This is a genomic window from Bacteroides sp. AF25-5LB (assembly GCF_003602965.1).
GTDB lineage: Bacteria > Bacteroidota > Bacteroidia > Bacteroidales > Bacteroidaceae > Bacteroides > Bacteroides uniformis.
Genome location: NZ_QTMC01000012.1, coordinates 118,998 through 140,289, shown reverse-complemented (window position 1 = coordinate 140,289; position 21,292 = coordinate 118,998). Strand labels below are relative to the sequence as shown.

13 protein-coding genes and 1 pseudogene are annotated in these 21,292 nt (G+C 46.1%); 10 read left to right on the top strand and 4 right to left on the bottom strand.

Annotated elements, in window-relative coordinates:
• The first annotated feature begins 4 nt into the window (after positions 1 to 4).
• From DWY57_RS14140 to DWY57_RS14100, 9 genes are all read left to right on the top strand, one after another.
• Complete coding sequence (locus tag DWY57_RS14140; RefSeq protein WP_119961954.1) at positions 5 to 2,587, top strand: sugar-binding domain-containing protein; 2,583 nt, start codon at positions 5 to 7, stop codon at positions 2,585 to 2,587.
• 87 nt (positions 2,588 to 2,674) lie between these two features.
• The gene (locus tag DWY57_RS14135; RefSeq protein WP_242496949.1) at positions 2,675 to 5,071 is read left to right on the top strand and encodes a glycoside hydrolase family 95 protein; all 2,397 of its coding nucleotides are present in this window, start codon (positions 2,675 to 2,677) and stop codon (positions 5,069 to 5,071) included.
• Between the two features lie 32 nt (positions 5,072 to 5,103).
• Positions 5,104 to 7,317 carry a glycoside hydrolase family 3 C-terminal domain-containing protein gene (locus DWY57_RS14130; RefSeq protein WP_119961957.1) on the top strand — a complete coding sequence of 738 codons (2,214 nt, stop codon included), beginning with the start codon at positions 5,104 to 5,106 and terminating at the stop codon, positions 7,315 to 7,317.
• 196 nt (positions 7,318 to 7,513) lie between these two features.
• A complete protein-coding gene (locus DWY57_RS14125; RefSeq protein ID WP_119961953.1) occupies positions 7,514 to 9,976 on the top strand; it encodes a glycoside hydrolase family 95 protein in 2,463 nt (820 codons plus the stop codon).
• A 96-nt stretch (positions 9,977 to 10,072) separates the two neighbouring features.
• Positions 10,073 to 11,569 carry a 3-succinylated cholic acid synthase gene (gene bas-suc / locus DWY57_RS14120; protein WP_119961952.1) on the top strand — a complete coding sequence of 499 codons (1,497 nt, stop codon included), beginning with the start codon at positions 10,073 to 10,075 and terminating at the stop codon, positions 11,567 to 11,569.
• Between the two features lie 4 nt (positions 11,570 to 11,573).
• Positions 11,574 to 12,206, top strand: a complete 633-nt coding sequence (locus DWY57_RS14115; RefSeq protein WP_117964247.1) for a hypothetical protein — start codon at positions 11,574 to 11,576, stop codon at positions 12,204 to 12,206.
• A 104-nt stretch (positions 12,207 to 12,310) separates the two neighbouring features.
• A complete protein-coding gene (locus DWY57_RS14110) occupies positions 12,311 to 12,865 on the top strand; it encodes a cob(I)yrinic acid a,c-diamide adenosyltransferase (protein WP_117964246.1) in 555 nt (184 codons plus the stop codon).
• A gap of 70 nt (positions 12,866 to 12,935) precedes the next feature.
• The gene (locus DWY57_RS14105; protein WP_002558131.1) at positions 12,936 to 13,157 is read left to right on the top strand and encodes a DUF2795 domain-containing protein; all 222 of its coding nucleotides are present in this window, start codon (positions 12,936 to 12,938) and stop codon (positions 13,155 to 13,157) included.
• Between the two features lie 128 nt (positions 13,158 to 13,285).
• Complete coding sequence (locus DWY57_RS14100) at positions 13,286 to 15,715, top strand: DEAD/DEAH box helicase (RefSeq protein ID WP_119961951.1); 2,430 nt, start codon at positions 13,286 to 13,288, stop codon at positions 15,713 to 15,715.
• Position 15,716: 1 nt separating this feature from the next.
• On the opposite strand, the gene DWY57_RS14095 is transcribed toward DWY57_RS14100, so the two are convergent.
• On the bottom strand, positions 15,717 to 16,214 hold the full coding sequence (locus DWY57_RS14095) for a GNAT family N-acetyltransferase (protein WP_117964244.1): 498 nt from the start codon (positions 16,212 to 16,214) through the stop codon (positions 15,717 to 15,719).
• A 159-nt stretch (positions 16,215 to 16,373) separates the two neighbouring features.
• Here DWY57_RS14095 and DWY57_RS14090 point away from each other — a divergent pair, with 159 nt between their 5' ends.
• Complete coding sequence (locus tag DWY57_RS14090) at positions 16,374 to 16,934, top strand: porin family protein (protein WP_119961950.1); 561 nt, start codon at positions 16,374 to 16,376, stop codon at positions 16,932 to 16,934.
• 183 nt (positions 16,935 to 17,117) lie between these two features.
• Here DWY57_RS14090 and DWY57_RS14085 read toward each other — a convergent pair whose 3' ends face one another.
• The 3 genes and pseudogenes from DWY57_RS14085 to DWY57_RS14070 form a co-directional block, all read right to left on the bottom strand.
• Positions 17,118 to 17,600 (bottom strand): hypothetical protein, encoded by a 483-nt coding sequence (locus DWY57_RS14085; RefSeq protein WP_117964242.1) that lies wholly within the window; start codon positions 17,598 to 17,600, stop codon positions 17,118 to 17,120.
• A 232-nt stretch (positions 17,601 to 17,832) separates the two neighbouring features.
• On the bottom strand, positions 17,833 to 20,721 hold the full coding sequence (locus DWY57_RS14080; RefSeq protein ID WP_119961949.1) for a hypothetical protein: 2,889 nt from the start codon (positions 20,719 to 20,721) through the stop codon (positions 17,833 to 17,835).
• Positions 20,722 to 21,152: 431 nt separating this feature from the next.
• Positions 21,153 to 21,292, bottom strand: a pseudogene (locus tag DWY57_RS14070) (site-specific integrase); the annotation flags it as partial.

The following is a 21,292-nucleotide window of genomic DNA, read 5'->3' as shown; positions in this document are numbered from 1 at the left end:
TACCATGAATAAAATCATATTGTCTTTGGCCATCGGGCTGTCCCTGCTGGTTGGTTGCAATGCTCCTAAAGAGGTAGCTGGCGATGACCGTAGCTTGGATTTTACTGCCGACTGGGCCTTTCGCTTGGGAGACGATACAGCGGCATCCCGTTCAGATTATAATGACGCAGACTGGCGGAAACTGAACTTGCCCCACGATTGGGCTGTTGAAGGAGAGTTCAGTCGGGACAATCCGTCAGGAACAGGGGGAGGTGCTCTGCCTGGTGGTATAGGTTGGTATCGTAAGACTTTTATTGCCGATAAGGTCGATGAGGGCAAGCGCTATCGCATAGATTTCGATGGTGTCTATATGAACTCCACCGTTTATATTAATGGGCATGAACTGGGAACACGCCCCTATGGATACATCTCGTTTAGTTATGATTTGACTCCTTATATTAAATGGGGGGAGAAGAATGTGATTGCTGTAAGAGTGGACAATGCCGAACAACCCAATTCACGTTGGTATTCCGGTTGCGGTATCTACCGTAATGTGTGGTTGACGAAACTGAATCCGGTGCATGTGGCACAGTGGGGTACCTACGTGACGGCAGAAGAAGTGTCGAAGAACAGTGCCCGGTTGAAGATACGTACCAGTTTACAGTACGATGTAGAGACGCAGACGGAAGATTCCGTGCAGCAGGCCGACGGTACATATGTTGTGTTCGATTCGGAAATTATTCCTCTGATTGATGTCGTCCTGCAAACCCGGTTAGTGGATGCCGACGGTCATGTGGTAGGTGAGGCTGTGTCGGAAGCTCAGCTGATGCCTGTCGCTCCGGCAGAAATGGAGCAGGAAATAGAATTGAAGAATCCTAATCTCTGGAGTATTGATGCACCTTATATGTATGAGGTAGAAAGCATCCTCAAGAATAAAGAGACCGGCGAGGTACTCGACCGTTATTATACTCCTACCGGCATCCGTACTTTCCGCTTCGATGCACAAAAAGGATTTATCCTGAATGGTGAACAAGTGAAGATAAACGGTGTCTGCATGCATCATGACCTGGGTTGCCTGGGAGCTGCGGTGAATACGCGCGCCATCGAACGCCAGTTGGAGATTCTGAAAGAAATGGGTTGCAACGGAATCCGTTGTTCCCATAACCCTCCTGCACCGGAGCTGCTCGACTTTTGCGACCGTATGGGCTTCATCGTGATGGACGAGACTTTCGACATGTGGCGCAAGAAAAAGACCCGCCACGACTATTCACGCTATTTCAACGAATGGCACGAACGTGATTTGACTGACCTTATCCTGCGTGACCGCAATCATCCTTCCATCTTCATGTGGAGTATCGGCAACGAAGTGCTGGAGCAGTGGACGGATGCCAAAGCCGACACCTTGAGCCTGGAAGAGGCCAACCTGGTCTTGAACTTCGGTCATAGTGCGGATATGCTGGCAAAGGACGGAGAAATGTCCGTCAACTCATTGCTGACAAAGAAACTGGCAGATATGGTGAGGGAGCTCGATGCCACACGTCCCGTGACGGCAGGTTGCAACGAGCCGAACCCGAACAATCATTTGTTCCGTTCCGGTGCGCTCGATATTATCGGCTTCAACTACCATGACGACTGGTTTGCAGGTGTTCCCGAGAACTTCCCCGGCAAGCCGTTCATCGTGACGGAAAGTGTTTCCGGCCTGATGACACGCGGTTACTACCGGATGCCGAGTGATTCGATGTTCATCTGGCCCGAACGTTGGGACAAGCCTTTCTATGATGCCTCGTTCTCTTGCTCCTCCTACGACAACTGTCATGTTCCTTGGGGCAACCGTCACGAAGGTACTATGCGTCATGTGAAGAACAACGACTTTATCAGCGGACAATACGTCTGGACGGGCTTCGATTATATCGGTGAGCCTACTCCTTACGGTTGGCCGGCACGCAGCTCTTACTTTGGCATTATCGACTTGGCCGGCTTCCCGAAGGATGTCTACTACATGTATCAGTCCGAGTGGCGTCCGGATAAGGCGGTGTTGCATCTTTTCCCGCATTGGAATTGGACGGAGGGACAAGACATCGATTTGTGGGCATATTATAATAATGCCGACGAAGTGGAGCTTTTCGTGAATGGAAAGTCGCAGGGTGTGCGCAGCAAGGGAAAAGATGATTTCCACGTCATGTGGCGCGTGAAGTATGAGCCGGGTACGGTAAAGGCTGTTTCCCGTAAGGAAGGGAAGACTGTGGCCGAACAGGAAATCCGGACAGCGGGCAAACCAGCACAGATTCGTCTCAGCCCCGACCGCAGTACCATTCAGGCAGATGGTAAAGATTTGAGTTTCATTGCGGTTGAGATTTTGGACAAAGATGGAAATTTGTGTCCGAATGCCGAAAACGATGTGACCTTTGCCGTAGAAGGTGCCGGTTTCATTGCCGGAGTGGACAACGGAAGCCCCATCTCTATGGAGAAGTTCAAGAATAACCACCGCAAGGCTTTCTACGGAAAGTGCCTGGTTGTAGTACAAAATAACGGTGAGCCGGGTGGTGTCAAGGTGACGGCTACGGCTGATGGACTGAAAAAAGCGACGACAACGATTAAAGTAAAGTGATAAGAGTTTATGTACGGAACTGTTTATAGACTTCTTTTGTTGTGTGCTGTTCTTTGCGTTTCTTGTAAGGAAGAGACTGAAAATCATTTGAAGTTATGGTATGATACCCCTGCAGTGAAGTGGGTAGAGGCGCTTCCTATTGGCAATGGCCGATTAGGAGCTATGGTCTTTGGTGGTCCTTCTCAAGAACATTTGCAATTGAATGAAGAAACTGTATGGGCTGGACAACCGAATAGCAATGCTAATCCGGAGGCATTTGCCGTACTCCCCTTAATTCGGAAACTGATTTTTGAGGGGCGTTATAAAGAGGCGCAAGATTTGGTTGGCGTGAAGGTCATTACTAAAACAAACCATGGTATGGCTTATCAGCCGGTAGGAGATTTGTTCTTGGATTTTCCCGGTCACGATAAGTATACTTCTTACTATAGGGAGTTGGATATAACGAAAGCCATAACTACGACCCGCTATACAGTTGATGGGGTAGAATTCGTTCGCGAAACGTTTTCCTCTTTCCCAGACCAGGTTATAGTTGTCAGATTGACGGCCTCAGAGAAAGGAAAGATCAACTTCCGCACCAGACTGGCTTCTCCCCAAAGGACAACCATGTCCATTGAAGATGGTGATTTGGTACTGAGGGGTACAAGTGGTGATATGGAAGGTTTGGAAGGAAAGGTTGATTTTACTGCTCGTGTCAAGATTGTTCTGGATAAGGGACATGCTGGAGTTGAGGCTGACACGCTATTGGCTGTAAAAGAGGCTAATGCAGCTACTCTTTATATATCTATGGGAACTAACTTTGTGAATTATCATGATTTGAGTGCAGATCCGGATAATCGTGCAAATGAATATCTGAATGCAGCTTTGGGAAAAGATTATGATAAACTGAAGTTGGCGCATATAGCAGCCTATCAACATTATTTTAACCGGGTGGAATTGAATCTTGGAAAGACTGATTCTGTTTATAAGCCGACAACCGCTCGTATTCTGGAGTTCTCGAAGGCTGATGATCCGCAGTTGGTGGAACTGTATTTCCAGTTCGGTAGATATTTGTTGATATCCAGTTCCCAGCCTGGTGGGCAGCCTGCTAATCTGCAGGGAATTTGGAATGATATGATGCTGCCGCCTTGGGATAGTAAATACACTACCAATATCAATGTCGAGATGAATTACTGGCCGGCAGAAGTCGCCAACCTTACGGAATTGCATGAGCCGTTCATCAGTATGGTGAAGGAAATTGCAGAGACTGGAAGTAAAACGGCCGAAGTTATGTATGGTGCCCGTGGTTGGGTACTTCACCATAATACGGATATTTGGCGTACTACGGGACCGGTAGATTATTCCGGACCAGGAATCTGGCCTACGGGTGGTGCATGGATTTGCCGCCATCTTTGGGAACATTACCTTTATTCCGGCAATAAGGAGTTCTTGCGTGAAGTGTATCCGGTCATGAAAGGCGCAGCGTCCTTTTTCTTGGATTTTCTGGTGGAAGAGCCAACGCATCATTGGCTGGTTATCTCACCTTCCAATTCTCCGGAGAATTCATTCGCCACGGAAGGATATGAACTGACCAATTGTGCCGGTACCACAATGGATAATCAAATGGTGTACGAGCTATTCACCAACTTGATGGAGGCAACAGATATATTAGGCATTGATAAAGCATTTGCCGACACGTTGATTCAGGTGCGCTCTCAATTGCCTCCTATGCAGATAGGCCGGTATAACCAGTTGCAGGAATGGATGTTTGACTGGGATAGAATGGATGATCATCACCGACATGTATCTCATTTGTACGGACTATTTCCGAGTAATCTGATTTCACCGTATCGTACGCCCGAGTTGTTTGAAGCGGCCCGTAATTCGTTGAATTATCGTGGTGACCCTGCTACGGGATGGTCTATGGGATGGAAGGTTTGTCTTTGGGCACGACTTCTGGATGGTAACAGAGCCTATAAATTGATTACAGACCAATTGCAATTGACAGACAGTAAAGAGACCGAGTACAAACAGAGCGGAGGAACCTATCCTAATTTGTTTGATGCACATCCTCCTTTCCAGATAGATGGGAACTTTGGTTGTACGGCCGGTATTGCAGAAATGCTGTTGCAGAGTCATGATGGGTGTGTGTACATACTTCCCGCACTTCCAGAGAAATGGAACAAGGGGAAAGTTAAAGGACTTGTTGCCCGAGGTGGTTTTATTGTAGACATTGAGTGGGAAAATAGTAGAGTAAAATATCTGAAGGTAAGGTCTGAGTTAGGGGATAATTTAAGAATCCGTACTGTTACGTCATTGAAGAGAAAAGATGGTAAGCCTTTATTGGAAGCTGAAGGTGCTAATGTGAACCCATTTTATAAAGTGCCAGCGATTCCGGAACCACTTGTTTCATCCGGAGCTGATTTAAAATTGGGCTCTATTCCTCAGACGTGGTTATATGATATTCCTACAGAAGCTGGTAAGGAATATGTCTTTTTACCGGAATAGACTAATTATTAATGAATCAAAATAAGAACAATATGAAAAAGAAATTCCTTACAACCTTATTATTGGCATGTTCTATCAGCACTGTGTCTGCACAGATACCGGTCTATATGGACGATGCACAACCTATTGAAGCACGTGTAAAGGATGCCCTCAGTCGGATGACGCTGGAAGAGAAGGTAGCCCTTTGCCATGCGCAGAGTAAATTCAGCAGTGCGGGTGTTCCGCGACTCGGCATTCCCGAGCTTTGGATGAGCGACGGCCCTCACGGTGTCCGTGCCGAAATCAACTGGAATGACTGGGGATATGCCAACTGGACCAATGACAGCATTACCGCTTTCCCGGCCTTGACTTGTCTGGCCGCTACCTGGAATCCGGACATGTCTGCCAAGTATGGCAAGGCCATCGGTGAGGAAGCGCGCTATCGTGAAAAGGATGTGTTGCTGGGCCCCGGCGTCAACATCTACCGCACTCCGATGAACGGGCGTAATTTTGAATATATGGGCGAGGACCCTTATCTGGCCAGTGTGATGTGCGTACCTTACATCCAGGAGTTGCAGAAGAACGGAGTGGCAGCTTGTGTCAAGCACTATGCGCTGAACAACCAGGAACTGTGGCGCGGACATATTGATGTGAATCTTAGCGACCGTGCTTTGCATGAAATCTATCTGCCTGCATTCAAGGCTGCGGTAGAAGAAGGAGGTGCCTGGAGCATTATGGGCGCTTACAATAAGATTCGCGGCCAGCACGCCTGCCATAACGATTTCACACTGAACAAGATTCTGAAAGATGACTGGAAGTTCGATGGCTGTGTCATTACCGACTGGGGCGGTGCCCACGACACCTATGAAGCTGCCGTCAACGGTCTGGATATTGAAATGGGTTCTTACACCAACGGTCTGACGTCCGAGAGTGTATTTACCTATAACGATTATTACCTTGCCAACCCTTACCTCCAGATGTTGAAAGATGGCAAAGTGCCGATGTCTACAATAGACGACAAGGCTTCCCGTATTCTTCGTCTGATATTCCGTACGGCGATGAACCGTCAGAAACCCTATGGTTCGGTAGCTACGGAAGAGCATTATGCCGCTGCCCGCGAGATAGGCAATGAGGGCATTGTGCTCTTGAAGAATGTTCCGGTGGTAAAGAAAGGTGCTCCGTTGCTGCCGATTGATGCAGCCAAGTATCAGAATATCCTGGTGGTGGGCGATAATGCCGTACGCTTGCTGAATCAGGGAGGAGGCTCTTCCGAACTGAAAGTGAAGGATATGGTATCTCCGCTGGATGGCTTGCGTGCCGCTTATGGCGATAAGGTAGCCTATGCGAAAGGCTATGCCGCCGGTCGTCCGATGTACGGCCGTGCAGATGAAATTCCGCAGAATGTGGTAGACTCACTCCGTGCAGAAGCTGTGGAAATGGCGAAAAAGGCAGACTTGGTGGTATTGGTAGGCGGATTGAACAAGAACCACTTCCAGGATTGTGAAGGCGGCGACCGTCTGGAATACGGCTTGCCTTTCGGGCAGGATGAACTGATTGAAGCTTTGCTGGGTGTAAACAAGAATCTCGTTTTGGTACTTCTCAGCGGCAATGCGGTGGAAATGCCGTGGGTATCCCGGGTCCCTGCCATTGTGCAAGGTTGGTATTTAGGCTCCATGGGTGGCAAGTCTCTGGCTGACATCTTGAGTGGTGCGGTAAATCCAAGCGGAAAGTTGCCCTTCTCTTTCCCTGCCAAGTTGACGGATTGCGGTGCACATGCTTTCGATGAACTCAGTTATCCGGGCGACAGCATTAAGCAGGAGTACAAGGAAGATATTCTGGTGGGCTATCGTTGGCATGACACCAAGAAGATTCCGGCACTCTTCCCCTTCGGTCATGGCTTGAGCTATACTACTTTTACATATGGCAAACCGGTGGCTTCTGCCAAGACCATGGCTGCCGACGGTACGCTGACGGTGACAGTTGCCGTGAAGAATACGGGTAGCATTGCCGGAAAAGAGATTGTACAGCTTTATGTAGGCGATGATAAATGCAGTGTGCTTCGTCCTGTAAAGGAGCTGAAACATTTTGCAAAAGTCGCTCTGGCACCGGGCGAGGAGAAGAGTGTGACTTTCACCCTTACTCCGGATGATTTGAAGGTCTACGATGAGGCTTCCGCAGCTTGGAAGTACGAATCGGGTAAGTTCAAGGCATACGTTTGCGCTTCGTCTGCCGACGTCCGTGGTGTAGTTTCGTTCGAAATGCAATAAACTTATAATCAGTGCGTAACCACTGCAAAATCAGTGCAACTATTTTGCAGTGGTACTGCATACCTTTTGCAGCGCTACTGCAATTGCTTTGCAGCGTCACTGCAAAAGGTATGCAGCAATGCTGCAAAGTGTATGCAGTAATGCTGCAAAAGGTATGCGGTAAGTTTGCAGCCTGAAATCAGAATCAAAAAACAATATGAAGACACTTGCCACTCTATTTCTGCTTGCAGCCTCGTTGCTGCTTCGTGCAGCTGATGCGCCTGCCGACAGTTGTAATCATCAGCTATACTATACATCGCCCGCCGCTATCTGGGAGGAGACTCTTCCTTTGGGTAACGGACGCTTGGGCATGATGCCCGACGGAGGCATTCTCCGTGAGCACATTGTGCTGAATGAAATTTCATTATGGAGCGGAATGGAGGCGGATTATAGCAATCCGGATGCCTCGAAGAGTCTGCCTGCCATTCGGCAACTGTTGTTTGAGGGAAAGAACCGAGAGGCACAGGAACTGATGTACAGCAGTTTTGTTCCGAAGAAGCAGGAGACTGACGGGAGATATGGAACCTATCAGGTATTGGGTGATTTGGATATAGATTTTACCTACAATTCTTCATTATCCATTCTCAATTCTCCATTAAACAACTATCGCCGTTGGCTCAACTTACGCGATGCGGTGGCATACACGGCTTTCAGGCTGGAAGATGTCGATTACCGCCGTGAGTATTTTGTTTCCCGTGACCGTGATGTCATGCTGATTCATCTGGTTGCCGGACATGAAGGGACTCTGAACTTCTCTGCCCGTTTGAGCCGTGCAGAACATAGCCTGGTGACTGTCCAAGGGAACACCCTTTTGATGGACGGCATGTTGGAAAGCGGTAAACCCGGTTTGGACGGTATGAAATACCGTGTGGCGATGCAACTCGTGCAGAACGGTGGTGAATCATCTGTCAGCCCGGGAAATGGTATCTGCTTGAAGAACGGGCAGGAAGCCTGGTTGATACTTTCTGCCACTACCTCCTATGCCGCTGCCGGTACAGACTTCCCGGGCGAACGCTATGCGGAAGTCTGCGACAGCTTGCTCCGTCCTTTCACCACCCCCGCTAATTCTCCATGTTCCATTCTCCATTCTTCATTATCCAACCATGTCACTGCCCACCGTTTCCTCTACGACCGTGTTTCCTTGACGCTTCCTGCCACGCCGGATGATACGCTCCCGACGAACGAGCGCATCCTCCGCTTCACACAGCAGGAGTCGCCGGCATTGGCTGCTTTGTACTATAACTACGGACGCTATCTGCTCATCAGCAGTACACGCCCCGGCAGTCTGCCGCCCAATCTGCAAGGACTCTGGGCAAATGGAGTATCGACTCCTTGGAACGGGGACTATCATACGAACATCAATATCCAGATGAACCACTGGCCTTTGGAACAAGCCGGTCTTTCCGAACTCTATCAACCGTTGACAACGTTGATGGAGCGCCTTGTCCCTTCGGGAGAAGCAAGTGCGCATACTTTCTATGGCGATGAGGCAGATGGCTGGGTACTCCACATGATGACCAACGTATGGAATTATACCGCTCCCGGTGAACACCCCTCCTGGGGAGCTACCAATACCGGTGGCGCTTGGTTGTGTGCCCATTTGTGGGAACACTATCTGTATACGCAGGACAAGAATTATCTGCGTCGTATCTATCCCGTCTTGAAAGGTGCCGCCCGGTTCTTTAGTTCCACCACCGTGCAGGAGCCTTCGCATGGCTGGCTGGTAACTGCTCCCACTTCTTCTCCGGAAAACAGCTTCTATGTGCCGGGTGACAGCGTGACTCCCGTCAGCATTTGTATGGGTCCCACTATGGATGTGCAACTGCTTACCGAGCTTTATACCAATGTCATTACCGCCGCCCGCCTGCTGGATTGTGATGCGGACTATGTGGCGAAGCTTGAGGCAGACCTGAAGAAGTTTCCGCCCATGCAAATCAGTAAGGAAGGATACTTGCAGGAATGGCTGGAAGACTATAAGGAAGTGGATGTGCAACACCGCCACGTTTCCCATCTCTACGGCTTGCATCCGGGAAACCTGATTTCGCCGGAGTCCACCCCTGAGCTTGCCGAAGCCTGCCGGATGACCTTGAACCGTCGTGGAGATGAGGGTACCGGTTGGAGCCGTGCTTGGAAGATAAACTTCTGGGCTCGTTTGGGCGACGGAAACCGTGCTTGGAAACTCTTCAAGAGTTTGCTGCATCCTGCTGTCGATACTGCGACGGGAGGTCATGGTAGCGGCACTTTCCCTAATTTGTTCTGTTCGCATCCTCCTTTTCAGATTGATGGCAACTACGGTGGCGCGGCGGGAGTCGGCGAAATGCTGCTGCAAAGTCATGAAGGCTTTATCCATCTGCTTCCTGCCCTGCCGGATAGCTGGACTACCGGCAACTTCCGTGGAATGCGCGTACGTGGCGGTGCTTCCATAGACCTGGACTGGAAGGATGGACGGGCAACGAGGGCTGTTGTTACCGCTCTTGTTCCGGGTAAATTCATCCTAAAGATGCCCACAGGCGCCGTCCGTGCCCAAGTGAAGATAGGAGGACGTACGCATACTTACAAAGAACCGGTATTTCCGTTGGATTTGAACAAGGGAGAGGCGGTGACCATACATTTCTTATAGGAACGTTCCCCTCCGACAAAATTATCAAGTTATTTGTCTTTCGCGTCCGAATACTGTACATTTGCAGTGCATGTAGAACAAATATCTTAGATAATTATGAAAAATAGAGTACGTTTTTTCTTCTTGTTTCTCGGCTTGCTGGGAGCGTTGGCAGTTCATGCACAAATCAATGAGTTGCCACGTTCCACACCCGAGGCAGAAGGAGTCCCTTCCAAGGCTGTCACTGCCTTGTTTGATTCACTGATGGCATTGCCGAAAACAGACATCCACAGCGTGGTGGTGGTGCGTCACGGCAAGGTCATCGGAGAAATCTATCCGGCTCCGTTCGCACCGGAATATCGCCATACCATGTATTCCTGCTCCAAGACCTTTGTCGGGGCTGCCGTAGGGCTGGCCATTGCAGACAACCGCTTGCGCTTGACAGACCGTGTCGGTGCTTTCTTCCCGGAGCTTCTTCCGGATTCGGTTTCCGCTAATCTGGCAGACATGACTGTCCGCGACCTGCTTACCATGACATCGGGTGTCACTCCCGACTGGAATATGCGCAATCTCACTCCCGACTGGATACGTACCTTCCTTGCCAAACCGGTGAAAACTCCGGGCAAGAAGTTTGAATATGATTCGATTAGTACCTATATGCTTTCTGCCATTGTGCAGAAGGTGACGGGCATGACCTTGCTGGATTATCTGAAGCAGAAGCTTTTCATCCCAATGCATATCACGGACGTTGCGTGGGAACTAAGCCCCGAAGGCATCAATACCGGTGGCTGGGGGCTGCATATCCAGAGCGAGTCATTGGCAAAATTCGGATTGCTGCTGCTGAACCGGGGTGTTTGGGAAGGCAGGCAGTTGCTTCCGGCTTCCTGGGTGGAGCAGATGATGACCAGACAGATAGGAGATTATGGCTATCAGATGTGGCTTTGCGAATATCCGGGTGCTGTACGTGCTGACGGGGCTTTGGGACAATACATTCTGATTGTTCCGGATAAGGATATGGTAGTGGTCATTACCGAATGTACATTGATAGACGGTCGTCGGCAGCGTCGTTTGGTCTGGAACCGCTTGTTGCCGGAGACAGGTGACCAGGCATTAGTGCCCGGTAAGGACTACAAGCGCCTGCAGAAGAAACAGCGTTCTTATCAACTGCCGTTAGTGCAAGGAAAGGCTGCTTCCTCCCTTTCACAGAAATACGCAGGCAAGCGCATCCTGCTCGGAGAGAACAAATACGGATGGCAATCCATCGAGCTGCAATTTAAGCAGCAAGAAGTGGTGATGACTGTGGTGGAGAAAGACGGAAAGACATACAGTCTTCCGTTTGGCTATAAGCAATGGTCGAAAGCGGCAATTGATGGCTATCCTCCGTATTCGGTTGCTGCAAAGGGGCGTTTTAAGGGTATAGAAGGCCCTTTCCAGGTAGCAGGCAGTTATGCGTGGGCGTCACCTGATGCTTTGCAACTGAAAGTACATTATGTCAGCTGGATAAGCGCCCTTGGGCTTACGCTCCGCTTTGAGGATAACAAGGTACTCCTGACTGTTACGGAGAATTATTCTTCGGGTGAAGGGGTGACTTTCGAAGGTACATTAGCACATTAAAATAATGAATCATATTTTGCTTACTCTAAAACGGCCTTTTATCTGGCTGTACCGTTTTCGGCACCGTTGCGGCTACGGTGTACATTCTCCTTTTGCCTTTAACCTAATTACGCATGTAATTTACGAAAGTACGGCTTATTATAAATATGAAGAGCTGGCCAAGGCACAGAAGCAACTGGAGCTGGAGAAAGATAGACGTTGGAAGTACGAATCGAAGAAAGTAAAACGTCTTCTGTTCCGTCTGGTAAACTATACCCAGCCGGAGACCATTGTAGATGCCGGTACGCTTGCCGCTTCTGCCCTCTATCTGAAAGCGGGGAAGGAGGGGGCGGATTATACCTCGGCTTCCGACCTTTCCGAGCTCTTTCTGGAGAGTGGCGTTCCCGTTGATTTTCTTTATTTGCACGATTATCGTCGTCCCGGTTTTGTAGAGGAGGTCTTCCGCATCTGTTCCGCCCGTACCAGGGGAAAGTCTGTTTTTGTGATTGAGGGTATCCGTTACACTCCGCAGATGTCTGCCCTCTGGAAACGTATGAAGCAGGACGGGCGGGCGGGTATTACGTTCGACCTTTATGACCTTGGTATCCTATTCTTCGATAAAACAAAGATAAAACAAGACTATATTGTCAACTTTTGATTATCTTTAGGCGTTTCAATAGTGATTAGCGGTTAGTAATTAGTGCTTAGCTCCACTTACTGGCTGCTAAACATTAATCCCTAACCCCTAAACATTAATTCCTTATGAAGATATACACTAAAACCGGAGATAAAGGAACCACCTCTCTTGTAGGTGGAACCCGTGTACCCAAAACCCATATCCGCCTTGAGGCGTATGGTACGGTGGATGAACTGAATTCCAATCTGGGTCTTCTCATCACGTACCTGCCTGACGGGAAGGATAAGGATTTTCTGCAGCAAGTACAAGACAGACTTTTTGCCGTAGGCTCTCATCTGGCCACAGACCGGGAGAAAATGGAGCTGAAAGAAGCCAGTATCATCGGCCCGGAGCAAGTGGAAATGGTGGAGCGGGAGATAGACCGTTTGGATACTCTTTTGCCCCCTCTTTCGGCTTTTATTCTTCCCGGTGGAAGTCGCGGTGCGGCAGTTTGTCACGTTTGTCGTACGGTTTGCCGCCGTGCAGAGCGTCGGATTCTTGCTTTGGCCGAGCAGGTGGAAATCGCTTCGGAATTACTGGCTTACGTGAACCGCTTGTCTGATTATTTGTTCGTCCTTTCCCGTAAAATGAATCAAGACGACAAAAAAGGTGAAATATTTTGGAATAATAGTTGCAAGTGAAATAAATTGTTATACTTTTGCCGAAAAATAGAAATAGGACTTAATATTCACAATTTTAATACTAGAGACTATGTATTGGACATTGGAATTAGCATCTAAACTGGAAGATGCTCCTTGGCCGGCAACTAAGGATGAATTGATAGATTATGCCATGCGTTCGGGTGCTCCGCTTGAAGTGATTGAGAATCTGCAGGAAATGGAAGATGAAGGCGAGATTTATGAAAGCATAGAAGATATTTGGCCCGATTATCCCAGCAAAGAGGACTTTTTCTTCAACGAGGAGGAATATTGATACGCTTTAAAAGAAAAAACTTACCGGTATGTCTGGTAATATTTTGAAACATAGGGAGAAGTAATTCCAAGACCGATAACTATGGTTGAAGAATTACTTCTTTTCTTTTAATCCCCCCTACAATAATAATGGATGTACAAGAAGCAACAACATGTCGGTTGCCGGATTTGAAGGAAAGGCATCTGCCTGAAAACTGCCGCGAAGCCGTGAACACGATTTTAAAGGAGACTTACGGCTACGAACAGTTTCGTAATCTTGAGATTTACGATGATTTGTTCAAGGGAAAGGAAAAGCTTTGCATTTCGCAGGGACAGCTGATAGAGAACGTTATACTGGAGGCTGAAGAGGCTTGGAAAGGTGAAACGAAGATAGACAATATATTGTTGACTGCCCCTACCGGTTCCGGAAAATCCATGTTGTTCCAGCTTCCTGCTATCTATCTGGGGAAAGAATATAATCTGCTTACCATCGTGGTCTCCCCTTTGAAGGCGTTGATTGTAGACCAGGTGGAAAGTCTGCAAGAACTGGGGTATATGCGTGTGGCATATGCCTCGTCCGATTTATCGCCGGAACAGAAGATGGAGGTTTATCGGCAGGTGCGTGAGGGGGAGATTGATTTGTTCTATCTCTCGCCGGAATTGCTTCTCTCTTACGACATCAAGCATTTTGTAGGCGAACGCCGCATCGGTCTGGTAGTGGTCGATGAGGCACATACGGTAACGACATGGGGCAAGGAGTTCCGTGTGGACTATTGGTTCTTGGGACGTTACTTGAATACTCTGAAACAGACTCTCGGTTATAGTTTCCCGCTGTTTGCATTGACTGCTACGGCTGTCTGGAACCCGAAAGGGGGTAATGACATGATATTCGAGACTATCCGTTCTTTGCAGATGGAGCCTTGTGTGCTTTATGTAGGTACGGTGAAGCGCCGGAATATTGGTTTTGACATCCGTCAGATGGAGATGGAGGACGGGGAGACATACGACAAGGCAAAGCAGCGCGTAGTTGCTGCGCGGGTCGAAAACTTCCTGGACGGTCACAAGATACTGCTCTATTATCCTTTTGCGGGTGGCATCGACATGCGCTTGAAGACGTGGGTGAAGCCGGCAGACTGGCGTCTGGTCGCCTCCTATTATGGCAAGAAGGACAAGGAACAGAAAGCTGCCATTGTGCAGGAGTTCAAGGAAGGAACCAAGAAACTGATTGTGGCTACGAAAGCCTTTGGTATGGGAGTAGATATCAGTGATATAGACCGTGTATATCATGTGGCGCCATCCAGTACGTTTGTCGACTATATTCAGGAGATAGGGCGTGCCGCGCGTGATACGGAGATACAGGGTATTGCCGCTACCGACTACCATGAGCGTGACTTCTATTATATGAAGCGTCTGCATCAGACGGGGAACATTGCCCAGGAACAGCTGGTGCTTATTCTGAGAAAGCTCATGGAAGTGTACCGCATGAAAGGGGAAAAAACGGAAATCATGGTGTCTTTGTCTGATTTCGAGTTTGTGGTGAAACTGCCGCGTACAAAGAACAAGTTGGAGTATGAAGCAGAGTTGGGACAGCTCATCAAGACCGCCTTGCTTTGGCTGGAAGACGATTTGATGCAGCGTTATGGAAGGCATCTGCTTGAAATCAGCCCCAAGAATCTGTTGACTGAAGGATATGTCCAGGACAAGACGGGTGATGTCTTTGCCCGTGAATTCCAGAGCTATCTGACAAAGGTAGAAGGGGAGGACGGGGTTTACGTCGCACGTCTGGAAGCGCTTTGGGAAGAGCGTTTCCCGGAGCTTGGCTACAAGGAGTTCAAACAGAAACTGAATAATGGAACGTTGTGGGAGGGAGCCCGTGCCGTGTCTGTAGGCAAGCATGAGGTGCTGTTGAAGGAAGATGCCTCCGTCATCCGTGAACGGATGGATGCCTTGTTCAAGAGCTTGACAACGATGCTGAAAACGGCATTGATAAAGTCGAAAGGACGTTTTGATGAAGAAGAACTGCGGGCTGTCTTTGCCGAGCATGGCATGGACGTGCGCTCTGCCAAACGCTTTATCGGTTCCCTGCTGGAGAGTCGCACGGAGGAAGGCCGCAGTGTAAGCTATATCAGCAGCGTGAAAAAGAAGGATTCCAATGAACTCTCTTTTACGGTGACCAAAGGTTTTGATTTGCTTTTGTCGCGCTATCAAAAACTGTTTAGCCAACGTATAGTGGGCAGTAAGGGAGACCGCCTGCTGTTTTATTGCACTCCTTTCTCGGACTTGAATATGCTGCTTAATCTGCTTTCTATGCTCGACTGCCTTTCGTTCAGTGTGGAGGGTGGCGGTACGCCTTGCGTATTTGTCCGTTTCAATGACCCCGAAACTCTGCAGGAACTTGCGCTTGGCGATGATTACCGCAATCTGATTCTGGACACCAACGAGCAGGTATTCCAGGAACAGATAGATTTATTCTCCTTCTTCTTTGGAACGGATAAACTGACGGATGAACAGCGTTGGGACTTTATCGAGGATTATTTTACGGGAATGGGAGTGGACGACTTGAAGGTGAAGTTTGCGTAAGCTATCGTTCTGTTTTCTGGAATGCCAGCCGTTCGTCCCCATTGGCTAGAAAAATGATGCCGCAATACTGGAAACCATGTTTCTTCAGTATGTATTGCAGGATGCGGTTGTCCCGGTGGGTATCTGCACGTAGGTTGGGGATTTGTTCGTAGCACCATTGCAGGCAGGCATTGGCCACTCCTTTGCTGTGCTCTGTGCTTGCCAGCCGGTGGATGACTCCGTAAGGCTGTGTGTTTTCCAGCCATTCTCCTTCGTGGATATGTGCATATGTAGGGTCGTTTCCACGGATAAAGGCGAAAGTCCCGATGATTTCTCCGGTATCGTCGGTGCATACGTAACTGTTGCCTTGTTCGATGTCTGCCATGACGAGTTCGCGGGAGGGATAGTTACCCGTCCATTGGTGCATGTTGCCATCTTTCCGCATGATGCGCTTGGCCTGCTCAAAGATGTCCATAAGGACTTCCAGTTCTGTGGGTAGTGTCTTTCTGATTTCTATCATAGTTTTTATTTTGTCAGCGTGACATTTTCCTTGATTTATGTTGCAAAGGTAATGTGTTTTGTGATTCATTGTTCTCGTAAATGAACAAATACTGACATATGTTGTTTCTTTAGGAAGAATTTGCATATATTTGTCCCGTAATATTAAACACAATTGATTATGAAAAAGATTTCTAGTGCTTTCATGATAGCTGTATGCTGTATGCTTATGGCTATGCCTGTCCAGGCCCAACTATTGAAGTGGGGTGTTAAGGGTGGTGTGAATATGACGAAAATAGATTGGGATGGCGGATATAAGGGAAACAAGGATAATTCTACCGGTTTCTTTATTGGTCCGATGGCTGAGTTTACCATTCCCATTGTAGGTTTGGGTATCGACGGGGCTTTGCTGTTCTCTCAGCGCGGCAAGGACGAGGTGAAGCAGACAGGACTGGAAGTACCCGTAAATCTGAAATATACCATTGGCTTGGGTAGTTTGTTGGGTATTTATGTAGCAGCCGGTCCCGATTTCTTTTTCGATTTTAAGAAGAAAGACTACGTAGACCGTAAGAAGGCTCAAGTGGCACTTAATTTGGGTGCCGGTGTGAAGCTGCTGAAGCATCTCCAGGTTGGAGTGACCTATCAGCTCCCGATGGGCGACTCATTTACGTGGAAGAATGCGGGTGATGCCATCGGTGCCAAGAATAAGACTTGGCAGGTGTCTGCGGCGTATCTTTTCTAAATGTAGTAAAACGATTTGTGGAATATAATATAAGAAAGGCTCTCCTACAAAAGGAGGGCCTTTCTTGCGTTTTTGATTACTTTTCTATAATTACATCTACTGGGGCAGGTGCATCATCGTGGAGTGGGGTAGCGGCTTCGCGACTAGGCTGTCTGCCGTCTTTGATGGGAATTGAAAAGTTTATCAGATGGCTTTATCACCCATTCCTGAATCTTTCATGCATAATTTCCAATTCCCTAGATAGCGTACTGGTTTAAAGTACCAATTGGTCTTTCTAGTTTCGGTAAAGTAAACGGTGCATCTTACTTCATTATCTTCAGCTTCTTTAAATTGTATATTATCAATTTTATATCTATAGATAGGAAAGAGTTCAAATAATGTTTTAATATGTTGCATGTCTTCATTATCTAAAGGTTCTGGTGCTTGATTAGGAATTTTAGCATCCATTTTGTATAGCATGGCTACAGCTTCGGCATACTCTTTATTTTGGGCTAAAGTCATGAATCGGTTTACAAGCTCAGTCACAGTTGTTGTATCTCGCTGTGAGAGTACCATGATAGAGGATGTTTTGGGGGCAATACTTCCTACTCTTTTCTTTTCTTGTTTACAAGCTGTCATCAAAACAAGTACATACAACAGTATACTTAAAGACTTTATCGTTTTCATTCTTTTATCTACTTTTGTTAGGTGATTTTGGAGGCATATTATTATGATTGGTATCAATAGGCTGGAGCTATATTAAAATATATAGCGAAAAAATGAAAGAGAAATAGCTTCTTCACTTCACTCCAAGTGAACTGACCACATAATTTCAATATGTAGACGTCTTTATAGATTAAAAAGAGTGCCCTCTTTTGAAGGCACTCTTTCTATTGGAGATTTCTATTTAATCTAATGATTAGACAGTTCCGTGAACATCAATAACAATATTAACTTCAATAACACCCCATTTATAAGTTACTTTTACAGGAACTTGAATTTGGTAGCTACCAACTTCATTACCATTGTTCTTATAGTTCAGGATACCCATATGTGTACCATCAATAGGCTCTGTAGACGGAGTATATGTTATTTTAATCTTATTACTCTTAGAGCTCAATAACGTTTCACCCAATGTTCCACCATTCAAATTAGTTGTGATATTAGCTTCATCTACTTCAATCTTCTCAACTCCATAGTAAATATAGTAGTTATATCCTTCCGGACTGAACTCATTTTGTTCCTTGTTATTACGCCAGTCCGTAAATGCTAATACCTTGCTGAAGTCAAGCTTGTCACCGTCATTAATAGCATCTTTCAAGCCTTCATTATCCTTAGAAGTTACATTAATAGGGCGTATAAATTTCACATCAAATTCATAATTGCTCAATTTCAAGTCCTTTTTGCATTCGTTTGTTGCAACAACTTTAACACGACCGCAAAGAGTTTCACCATCTTTCATTTCAGTGCGACCAGCATAGTTCAAGATATCTTTTGCGTAATCAGTTTCTTGATATGTCACAGCAGTATTGCTAATTACTGCTATCTTTTGAGAAGCTCCGGTTGGTTGATTGTTCTCCAACTTAGTTGCAGATAAAGTTAATCCATCCGTAGAAACAGATAATCTGTACTTGTTATGTTTAGAAACGCCATAAACATCCTTTATGCGCGGAGTAACGAACTGGAATGTTTTAGTTAATTTATTATCTTGGAAATCTGCATAAACTGCATCTACTCCACTGATAGTAACCTTATTGCCTTCAAATACATTCAAAAGGTCATTTACATAAGTACACTTATCTGCGCCTTCACCCTTATTGGGTACTTTTACGTTCTGATGGATTTCATCATAACCGCTCTTAGCTTCTGTACTACCACTTGCAAACCAAGCATAGTCAAGTTTTGTAGTATTGGCAATAGTACCAGCTGGAGTAACATTGCGTGGACTCGGTGTCCAGTTGAATGTTACATACACATAGTGTGCAGTTTTATTGCTATTCTCCTTAACAAAACGAACGACAGCATTTATACTTGCTTTTTCTGTGAAAAGTTCATAAGCGTCATTAGCTCCTATTGTCCACTGCAATACTTCTGTCATATGGCCTTCCGTATCAGCAGTTGTTTTAGAAACTACCCCAATCTTCTTCGCAACTTCTACTGCATCTGCACTTGCCCCAGTGAATTGCTTTGCATCGCTATCCGTAGCGTCAAGTTTGTAAGTATTTTCAAACTCTTCCTTAGAAATATCAAGTTTAGCTAAAATTTGTTCTTCCACTTGATCCCAAGTTAATTTCTTAATCAAATTATCTTCAGAGCAATTAACGGTATATCCTTCAGTAAAGTTGAACGGATCAATAACAGTAATTTCATTCTCTTCCGGAGTTGTTGTAATTTCAGCTTTAATATAACCAACGGCTACATTTTGGTTCTGTACAGTATCTTTCAAGATGACACGAATCAACGGCATACGACCTATGGTTGCTTTGCTTTGTTCAGCACCAAATGCCTGTTGCTTACCACCTTTGGTTATTTGAGGTCTCAATATAGCACCCTTCCAATTTGCATGGGCACTTTCTGAAGTCTCATTTTGTCCGGCAAAATAACCTACCAATTCATAAATATACTTGAAACCATCTTTCTCAACAAGACCTTCATTTGCATTTTTATCCCAAGCGATATCTTTATTGGTAGTTGTTGTATAGTGTGTTTGAATATATTCAGCAACATCTACACCTTCGCTGTTCCATGCAACTTGAATTTGAGGTTCATTCTGAATAGCTTCAGCAGCAGTCGTATACAAGTGACCTTCTCCGTCAGCATGATTAGGTTGTACTTTTGCGTTTGCCAATACTAAATCTTTGATTTCTTGCGCTTTTACAGCAGCGTAATCAGAAGTAATTATAGTATCTACTTTGGCATCTTTATAATGAGCTTGCAAAGCCAATACTGTTACGAGTCCATCTTTGTCAATGTCTTTAATGCTACCGTCAGTCAATTTTGCTTTTACTCTCAAAACACCTGGTTGGTTTGGAGCTAAGCTTTTACCAATAACTTCAGCTTTCACTACTGCACCTGCAGCTTTAGTGTATTTCTTATCATCGGAGATAAATGTCAGTTCTGCGATATTATTTATATCTACAGTAGACGGATTCATGTGATAATCTGCAGTCAATCCTGGAGTCAAATAAGACAGCGTAGCTGCAATTGTTGCCGCATCTTTAGAAAAATCCGCATCAGCATTAACAACTTTCAATGTCAAAGCATTATATGCAAATGTAGACGCAGAGATAGCTTCAATACCTTGATAGTAGAAATCAGGCTTAAACACTAAACTAGTCAATTGACGGCCGATCAGATTTAATGCCTCATTTTGTAATTTAGCCACCTTTTCTGCAAGAGCCTTCAATTCTTCTTGACTTGCTTTACCTGCAATAGCATTGGTCAGTTCAGATTTAAGGTTGGCAATTTGTTCCTCAACATCTTTTAAAGCTGCTAACTTAGCTATTTTAGCTTCTAAATCAGTTTTTAGAGCTTCCAAGTCAGCATCTGTAACAGTACCAGCTCCTGTAGCTTTATCTAAAGCTTCTTGAGCTTTTTTCGCTGCATCTTCTGCACTTGACTTAGCAGCAGCAATTTCACTTTCCAATGCGCTTACTTTGCTATTCAAGTCTTCAGCTGTAGCTTTTTTGTCCAATTGCTCCTGCAAATTATCGATGTCATCATCATAGTCCTTGCAAGACGTGAACGTACTTGTAGTAGCCGTCATCAAGGCCCCAAACAAGATTACACTTAAAAACTTTTTGTTCATAATGAAAACTTTAAATTTATAAATTTAAAAAATGAAAAATAATAAAATCTACGATTACAGTATTTTTCCTCACATTTTTATATATGATTTTTTCCGTTACTTCGCAGGTAATGAAATCTTGTTAATTTCATTAATAATCAGGGAATAAGGAGAAAATAGACCGGTTTTGTTTGGAATAGTAAAAATCTGTTCGTTGGGATATTGGAAAGAGGATTGGAAGTCCAGAAAAGTGACAATGGGAAAGTAATGAAATGAGGCCTTCAAAAAATGGAAGTGTGTATTTTTAGCTCAAAAGATTGAATAACAGCATATTGATAGAACCGATGTGAGCTCCGTAAAGACAACACCATTCCGTTCCTCAAAACTCTGTTTGAAGATTCCGGAAAATGTGCGACAAATCTATTCTATCCTATCAAAAGAAGTAACGTCTTTTACACCGTACACACTCCACTTCTTACAAAAGAAATTACCCTTTGATTGGCCTCGTCAATTTTTCTGTTGCTGAAAGGCTTCAGATAGGTTTCCGTCACCGTGATGGAGGAGTGCCCCATGGCTTCCGATATGATTCCGG